Source organism: Arthrobacter sp. P1_A5 (assembly GCF_056406825.1).
Window position 1 is genome coordinate 51,291 of sequence record NZ_JBFTZL010000011.1, and the last position, 7,774, is coordinate 59,064.

At 64.7% G+C, this 7,774-nt stretch carries 6 protein-coding genes; 1 reads left to right on the forward strand and 5 read right to left on the reverse strand.

Going from position 1 to position 7,774, the window contains the following annotated elements; genetic code table 11:
- Positions 1-45: 45 nt before the first annotated feature.
- From AC1D1S_RS04305 to AC1D1S_RS04320, 4 genes are all read right to left on the reverse strand, one after another.
- Entirely contained in the window at positions 46-3,450 is a 3,405-nt protein-coding gene (locus AC1D1S_RS04305; protein WP_476993823.1) for an ATP-binding protein, read from the reverse strand.
- The gene (locus AC1D1S_RS04310) at positions 3,447-4,097 is read right to left on the reverse strand and encodes a DUF4194 domain-containing protein (RefSeq protein ID WP_476993824.1); all 651 of its coding nucleotides are present in this window, start codon (positions 4,095-4,097) and stop codon (positions 3,447-3,449) included. The genes AC1D1S_RS04305 and AC1D1S_RS04310 overlap by 4 nt, the downstream gene beginning before the upstream one ends.
- The gene (locus tag AC1D1S_RS04315) at positions 4,094-5,536 is read right to left on the reverse strand and encodes a DUF3375 domain-containing protein (RefSeq protein WP_476993825.1); all 1,443 of its coding nucleotides are present in this window, start codon (positions 5,534-5,536) and stop codon (positions 4,094-4,096) included. The genes AC1D1S_RS04310 and AC1D1S_RS04315 overlap by 4 nt, the downstream gene beginning before the upstream one ends.
- 129 nt (positions 5,537-5,665) lie before the next feature.
- Positions 5,666-6,244 carry an HNH endonuclease gene (locus AC1D1S_RS04320; RefSeq protein WP_476952234.1) on the reverse strand — a complete coding sequence of 193 codons (579 nt, stop codon included), beginning with the start codon at positions 6,242-6,244 and terminating at the stop codon, positions 5,666-5,668.
- A 229-nt stretch (positions 6,245-6,473) separates the two neighbouring features.
- On the opposite strand from AC1D1S_RS04320, the gene AC1D1S_RS04325 reads away from it, so the two are divergent.
- Complete coding sequence (locus tag AC1D1S_RS04325) at positions 6,474-7,211, forward strand: hypothetical protein (protein WP_476993826.1); 738 nt, start codon at positions 6,474-6,476, stop codon at positions 7,209-7,211.
- Between the two features lie 6 nt (positions 7,212-7,217).
- Here the strand turns inward: AC1D1S_RS04325 and AC1D1S_RS04330 are convergent, their stop codons facing one another.
- Positions 7,218-7,601: a TfoX/Sxy family protein gene (locus tag AC1D1S_RS04330; RefSeq protein ID WP_476993827.1), complete on the reverse strand. Its 384-nt coding sequence runs from the start codon at positions 7,599-7,601 to the stop codon at positions 7,218-7,220.
- Positions 7,602-7,774 lie beyond the last annotated feature (173 nt).

Here is a 7,774-nt window from a genome sequence, read left to right on the forward strand (position 1 = left end):
CTTCCCAAACCTCGCAAGCTCGGCTCGGTGCCCTCGGGACGCCGCTTAGGCACGCCGGTCCCGTTCGTCGCGGTATTCCTGGATGGTCATGTTGCGCAGCTGGGAGTCGTCGCCGTTGGTGTTCGCCACGAATCCCACGTGCGAGACGAACGGCTCGATCACGTGGATCTTCTGCAGCGGTGTGACGATCAGCAGCTGCAGGTTCATGCGCTGGAACAGCTGCAGGCCGTAGCGCGCGGACTCGTCGGATCCGCGGCCGAACGCTTCGTCGATCACCACGAACCGGAAACTCCGGCCGGGCTTCTTCCCGGCCGCAGCCGCCGACGTACCCCCGGCCGCCGACCCCAGCCCGAACTGGAAGACCAGCGCCGCGGCGAGGATCGTGTACGCCAGCTTTTCCTTCTGGCCGCCGGACTTGCCGCCGGAATCGGTGAAGTGCTCGAACTCCTCGCCGGTCTCGGTCCACTTTTCCGAGGCGGAGAACGTGAACCAGTTCCGCACGTCGGTTACCTTGGCCGTCCACCGCTCATCCAGCGTGGTCAGGCCTTCACGCCCGCGGAAGCGCTCGATCAGGCGCTCCACCTGCAGATACTTCTGCTCCGAGTACTGGTCCTCGTCGCCGATGGTCCCCTCCGAGCACGCCCGCAGGTCCGACATGAACTCGCGCACGTCCTGGTCCGAGGTGTTCTGGTGCTCCAGCTGGATGTGCCGGCCCGGGTTGTACTCGATCCCGGCCAGCGAATGGTTGATCTCGCCGATCCGGGTCACGATGTCCTGCCGCCGGCTGTCCAGGAAGGCGTTGAACGCGACCACCTCGTGGATGGTGTTCTGGTTCAGCGACTCCTTGAAATGGGCCTCGAAGCGGGGAAGATCGTTGCTGACCAGCTGCTCCAGCAGCCGGGTGTAGTCCGGGGCGGCCTCGAGGGCGGCGTCGATGTCCGTGGTCTCGTTGGGGTACTTGTTGCGGAAGTCGGCCATCAGCCGGACTGTGCTTTCCGCGGCCCGGGCAATGCGCTTGGACAGGGCATCAATCATGTCCGTCAGCCCGGAACGGACAGAGCTCTCCGCCGTGCCGGTGTTCTTGTACGTCAGGGTCTTGTCGCCGAGCGCCGCGGTGGTGAGCTGTTCGACGGCGGCCAGCACCCCGCCGTCGTGCGTCAGCGGTGTCTCCGCGAGAATGCCGCGGCATTCCTCGATCGCCTCCGCGATGTCCCTGCCGTCCTTCTCGTTGGCGCCCAGGCGTTCACGCAGCTTGCCGGCCTTTTCCTCGAGCCGCTCCAGCTCGGCGGTCACCGCGGATTCCTTGGCCGTGAGCTGCTTCAGTACGTCGCTGGCGGTCTCCAGTTCGAGCTTCTCGGCCTTGAGCTCTTCGATCCGCCGGGCCGTGAGCTGCCAGCTGATCTCGCCGAAGTCGGCCACCCCGCGTACGATACCGAGCTGCTGGTTTTGCCTGCCCAGATCGCCCAGGGAGGCGTTGACCTTTTTCAGCTGGGTCTCCGTCACCCCGAGCTGGCCCTTGACCTCGTCCTGTTCGGCGAGGAAGCGGCTGATCTTGTCGTGGTTGTCCCAGCCGAGCACATAGTTGCGCCGGTCCGTCAGCTCCCGCCGGTCGTCCTTTTCGTGCCTGCCGCGGACGCCCTTGAGCTGGCCGTTGACGGTCAGCGCCTTCGGGTAGCGGCGGAAGTCCTCGAGGGTGTCGCAGCAGACATGGTCGAACCGGGTGGCGAGTTCATCCAGCAGGAAGTTGCGGAACGGCGTGCCCGGCTTGATGGCGATCTTCGTGGCCAGCGTGCCCGGCTCCGCCGTCCTGGCCGCCGGGGATTCCCCGATCCGCAGGTAGACCAGCCGGCCGCGCAGATTGTTGGCATCCACCCAGCTGCTGACCGCCGCGTAGTGATCGGCCGGGACCAGCAGGGACAGCGCGAAACCGTGCAGCGTGCGTTCCGCGGCGCCCTCCCACGCGCCCTCGCCGTCGCGGACCCGCAGCAGTTCCCCGGCGTACGGCAGCGCCGCTTCCGTGATTCCGGTGCCGTCGCACAGCCGACGGCGGAGCTCCAGCTGGGGGAGCGGCAGCAGGTTGGGGCGGGACTGCAGGCTGCGCAGTTCGGCGCCGATCTCAGTGAGCCGGGCCGTCTGTTCGGTGCGGGTGATGGCCCACCGGGTGCGGCCGTCCTGGAGCTCATCGGACTGGGCGCCGAGCTGCGATTCGACCTCACCGAGCCGGGCCCGGTTCGCGTCGAACAACACCCGATCTTCCGGGGGCCGGAGTCCGAGATCCTTCGCTGCTGCACCGTAGGTTTCGAAGCGCTGCCGCTGGGTCCGGAACTGGTCAGTCAGCCGTGCAACGTCAGCGTCGATGGCCGCCAGCCGGCCGCCGCCGTTGGTGCGGATGTCCTCCTGGATGGCGGAAAGCTCGTGCCGCTTCCCGGTGATTTCGGTGCGCTGTTTTGTGCTGTCCTCCTGGAGTCGCTCTCCGGTGCGTTCCAGCTCCGACTGGTGTTCCAGGCTCAGCTGCAGCTTCCGGTCCGTGAACCAGGGATGCAGCTGGCGGCGCTGTTCGCTGGCCTGGTCGTACTCGTGGCTCAGATTCGCGTGCTGGGCGGCACCCTCCCTGATCGGCGTCAGCAGGGTGATCTGGTCCTTGGCCCGGAGCACCGCGTCGTGGGCCATCTTCAGGTCGTCGAAGTGGTGGATGAGGTTGCCGATACGCTCGCCGACCTTGTCTTCCTCCAGCATGTTGGTGCGCACGAAGGAGGTGATGTTCTCCACCTGCTTCATGGACACCGTGCGGTGGAACAGTTCCATGGCCTGGTTGCCGCTGATCCCGAACTGCCGCTTGAACGCTGCGGCGTAGGGCTCAAAGCTGTCATGGACGGCGACACCAGCGGCGCGGAGTTTCTTCTTCAACTTCGCGGGGTCCTGCCCGAAGTTTGAGAAGTCCGCAGCGATGGACTGGTCCGCCTCAGCCAACGAGTAGAAGCGGCTGGGTTGACCCGCTTCCTGGGTGGCCCACAGCGTGATGGCCAGGGTGACCGACTTGTCCAGCACGGCATTGTGGAAGACGGCGAGCACCACGGTCAGGGCGCCGGTCCCACGCAGTGCCACCGGCTTGGAGTACTCGCCGCCCGTGCTGCGCGTGCTCTTGTGGAAGCCGCGCACGTACGACGTCAGTGAGCGCTCCTTCTTCTGCGCGCCGGCCGCCTTGTTGTACTCGATCCGGTTCGCGGGCAGCAGCAGGGTGGTGATGGCATCGACCACCGTCGACTTACCGGAGCCGATGTCACCTGTGAGCAGGCTGTTGGCACCGTCCAGCCGGAACGTCCGCACGCCCTGGTGGAACGTGCCCCAGTTCAGCAGCTCCAGACGGTGCAGCCGGAAACCGGGGGGAGTGCCGCCGTCGTCCGTCGTTTCCTCCAGGCTGAACAAGGTGTCCTGCAGGTCAGCGGTCACTTGGTGTCCTCCTCCGCTGCGGTTGACCCGCTAACCGGCGTCCCAGCGAGAGTGGCACGGTAGTCTGCCAGCCGCGCGTCGAACTCCTCCAGCCACTGGGCGTCCACGAACGCCTTGAGGATGCGGACCACCTCGTACGTACCCGGCTGGCCCTTCAGCCGCCGCAGGAAGCCGAGTTCCACCACCTTCTTGATGTCGGTGGCGAGTCGGTCCATGGTCTTGGCTTCGTTGCTGGATTCGGGCAGGAAGACGGCGACCATGTCCGCGATGTCCTGCTCGGTCATGATGAGCCGGAGCTCGCTGCTGTTGGTGTCGAATTCCAGCATCCGGCCGCGCAGGAGGGCCAGCAACAGGCTGACGTTGAAGGTCAGCTGCCGCCGCGGAATCAGCCGGGGGAGATTGCTATCGGGGTCCTCGCGCGACTTCAGGAATGCGTAGCCCTCGGATTCGTCCAGGATCAGGTCCAGACCCAGCACGGAAACGTAGTCGCGGACCTGGGAGGACAAGCCCAGCAGCGACTGCCAGAGCTTCTCGTCCCCTTCGGCGTAGAGGACACCTTTGAACAGCCGTGTGACGACGCCGGGAAGTTCCTCGCGTGTGCGGAGTTCCGTTTCTGCAGTGGCTGGGGAATTCGCTGCCGGGTTCATGCTGGCCTTCCGAAGATGATCTGTTCGAGGGTCGCTTCGCGAATGCTGCCGTCGGACAGCTGCCAAGCGATTTGTTGGGAGGCCTCCGGGTTGATGCTCGCCCAGTCCGACTCCGTGGCCAGCTGGTAGTAGGTCACAATTTCCGCCAGGCCCTGCGAGACGGGGTAGGCGGCGGTGACCTCCGCGAGGGTGGTCTGTTCCGCTTCGGCGAGGACTGCGTCGATATTGGCCTTGAGCCGTTCCTTGTCCACGTGGAACTGGCTGAACAGGGCGCCGGCGTCCACGTCCGCGTCGTCGGCCGTGAGGACGTCGTCGTCCACCATCACCCGCCGAGTCGGCTCATACAGCGGCCGTTCGAAGGGCAGCGTAATGTCCACTGACGGGGCCGAAATGGTCATGAAGTCCCCCGACGGCGGCTGCTCCCGGGTGGCGAGGGCGCCAGACTCGATCCTCCGGATGAGCTGCATGATGCGCTTGTTCTCAAGGAACACCTTGTCGTCGAGCAGCCGGCGCATCTGCTGGGACAGCTGGCGGACGGTGCCCTGGGTCTGTTCGACGGCGGGCAGCCAGTCCTGGTGCAGGTTCACCACGGAGTGGAGGTTGTCCGCGTGGGCGAGAGCCTCGATCTGGGTGGCGCGCTGGAGGAGTTCCTGCAGTCTTGTTCGGGATTCCGGGGACATGAGGTAGTCCCAGAAGSCCTGGAAAGTACGCCCCTGCAGGGAGCTGCTGATGTCCTGCTGGTTGGCGAAGATCGATTCCAGGAGCTCGCCCTGGGTGCCGTCCCAGGTGGCGATCTGCTCGCGGACCTGGCGGTCCAGCTTCCGGAAGTTCTGTTCGACCTCGCGGAAATCCGAGAGGAGGTCCTTGGCCAGGGCGGTCAGCTGCTGGAAATGGTCCAGTGCTTCCGGGCCTGTCATGACGCGTATGTTGCCGTCCCGGATCCGCTGCATCTCGGCGTCGATCCCGTCGCGCTGCCGCTGCAGTTCGGCGAGCCGCACTTCGGGATCGGTCTCCGACTGCTGGACCAGCCGCTCCAGGACGGCAAAGATGCTGGTGAGCCGGGACTGGGTGGCCACGAAGTCGCGTCCGCGCAGGCCCTCCACCCAGCGGACAACGTCTTCCGCGGCCGCGGTGAGATCGTAGCGCGGCTCGTCCTGGCCTTGGATGTAGTACTTCCGCAGCCAGGCCCTCTCGGGGGCGGCCCAGTCGTCGAGGTACTCCGAGGCCTGACGCGGAAACTTGTCCTCGCCGTAGGCATCCCGCAAGCCGAAGAGCACATCGTCCAGGCTGTCGATGAGCTGCTGGCGGCCTAGGTTCCGCTGGTTGGGGCCAGTGAAGGCGGCCATGAAAAACGAGATGGCGAGAGGCGCGTTCTGGGCGCGCAGCAGGGACCAGCCTGCATGGCTTTCGCGCAGGGCGTTGATTGCGTAATAGTCCATCCGGTCCTCGTGGTGTTGCCCGCCTCACGTCCTACGTTCACTCTAAAGGGCGCCGCGGACATTTTCTGCGGACAAGGAGTTGCAACGTGGGCCGGCAGATAGCAGATGGCGGAAGACAGCAGGATGTCGCTACGGGAGAGACTGCCGTTCCCCGACGGCGACCGCATCCTCAGCCGTTACGTACGTCCGCCGTCGTCGTTCCAGTCTTTCCTGCTGGCCTGGCGACGGGATGTGGGCGGCTTTCGCGCGGTTGCAGCTGCTGCACGCGGCGACGAAGTTCCGCAGGCTGGTGGATCCGCCCTTGGACCACGGGTAGAAATGGTCACCATGTTCCGCAGGACGGGAACAACGGCGCCGGAAACCGGCCTCCATCTCGCACTGGCCCTCTGCCCGCGACATGCCTTCGCGGCGCTGCTGGCGGCTGAAGCGCCGGACCGGATCGCGGCGCTTCACGTCCCTCGCCCGGATTACCGACGCGCTAATGGTCAGGACGACGGCGAGTACGCCGGGAAGCGCGACGGCCGCCAGCACGCCGTCGAACATCCCAGTAAAGATGGCCGTGACGGTCGTGGGTGGTCGTACCGCAGTTGCTTTCCCGGAACGCGCCACGAGCGACAGGATGGCAGCGGCGAAGATCCACACCGTCAAGGCGGCCATGGCCAACCGGAGTAATTGGCGCGTCCAGTAGATGCGTTTCAATTCAAGCATTTGGTCTCCCCCATAAAGACTCCGGAAAAATGAAGACGGGCGTCCCGCTCGCTGAGACAGATCGTACCTTCGCTGGCGCTACGGGGAGCCGGTGCCTCTTCAAGCGGGGCGTTTCGCCGAGGGTGTTCTGGTTCAGTGCGGACTGCGCTAGCTTTTTTCTATGGCCACGGGCAAGCAACGGTGCTCCGCCCCCTGCAGGAATTTCTACTCAGAAGGAGGGGGAACGGTCATGAATCGACGAAACAAAATCTTCTTTGGTGTGATCGTCCTGTTGCTGGTGGTTGGCGGGGTGACATTATTTGCCCTCGACAACACCAAAAGGAACGGGGCCGCGGAGTACAACCCGCAGATCAACCCGGCAGATTTCACCACCGAAATCACCAACAAATACTTTGCGCTCCCTGTCGGCAAGAAACTGACGTACGAGACCACCGAGCAAGGAAGAGTCACCGAGAGGATCGAGATCGAAATACTGCCGGAGACGCGGACCATAGACGGTGTTGAGACGGTGGTCTATCTGGACAAGGAGTACAAGAGCGGGCAGCTCGTAGAGGAAACCCGGGATTATCTGGCGCAACACAAAAACGGCGACGTCTGGTACTTCGGCGAGGACGTGGACAACTACTCGAATGGAATCTTGGTGAACCACTCCGGCAGCTTTCTCCATGGAAAAGACGGCGCAAAAGCCGGGATCTGGATGAAGGCCGAGCAGCGCGTCGGCGACTCCTACAAGCAGGAATTTTACGTTGGCCACGCGGAAGATATGCGGGACACTGTGGCTACCGGCGAGACCGTCTCCACGAAATCCGGCACCTACACCGACTGCATCAAGGTCTACGACTGGACGCCGCTTGAAAAGAACTCCCGCGAGTACAAGTATCACTGCCCCCAGATCGGTGCGCTGGCCCTAACCGAGGACCTGGAAACCGGCAGCCGGTCAGAACTCGTGAATGTTGTAATGCCCTAAGTCTTGCTACTTCTTGGGCCGGGGCTTCGAAACCTTCGGTTCCTTCGGCGGCAGTCCGGCCACGTGCTCAAATGCTTTCGCCACCCAGGCCTTGGCTCGCGCGTCATCGCCGTCACCCTCGGCGTTCCAGACTTCCGGCAACCCGGTGTAGCCGCCCATGGGGCGCTCCGGCGGCCCGAACGGGACGGTCCGCTCGGTGCCTTCCAGCATCTCCTTGTCCGCCTCGGCCAGCTTCACGCCGATGGTGGGGCCGAACAGGCCGGCGAACATGTTGCCGTTCACGAAGGCGCCCAGGTTGCCGAACATCGGCTTGACGACCACCTCGGGATGGTCCGGCAGCACCGAACGGAAGTGTTCCTTGTCTGCGTCGGACGCTTTCGGCATTTCCATGGGTCTTCCTCCGGTAACTGACGATCGCGGGCTGGTCTTCCTGCAGGATATGCCCGCGGYCGGGCACGGTGCAGGCGGGGCTGCCCGCAGGCCACAGGGCGGGCGGCGGGCGCGGGGACGCTTGCCTCTACTGCCGCCCCCGCTTCGACGCTCATCTTCTTGAGCTGGAGAGA